Annotated in this window: 1 riboswitch. The window is 56.5% G+C overall.

Annotation, left to right across the window (positions count from 1 at the left end):
• Nucleotides 1-86: 86 nt before the first annotated feature.
• A riboswitch (glycine riboswitch) is annotated at nt 87-237 on the bottom strand.
• Nucleotides 238-253 lie beyond the last annotated feature (16 nt).

Genomic DNA, 253 nt, shown 5'->3' on the forward strand with positions numbered 1-253 from the left:
TGGTACCTGAGAGTTGCCTTGCGAAAGGGTAAAAAAACCGCAAGTTTCCCCTTGGGTGGCTCGCTCCCGAGCTCTCTCCAGAGATGCGTCCGGTAGAGGTACTTTTGCCTGAGAGATTCACCTTTTTTCAGGTTTGCTCCTTCGGCGCCGCACAGGATGTGCCAGTGTCGGCATTGCCCCAGGACGGGGCGTTTTTGCCGACCGCCGCACACGGCGGTCTCTCCCTGCTACCATCATTCGCGTATCATACATA

The sequence above is a fragment of the Frankia sp. Mgl5 genome (assembly GCF_023242985.1).
In the GTDB taxonomy this organism is placed as follows: domain Bacteria; phylum Actinomycetota; class Actinomycetes; order Frankiales; family Frankiaceae; genus Parafrankia; species Parafrankia soli.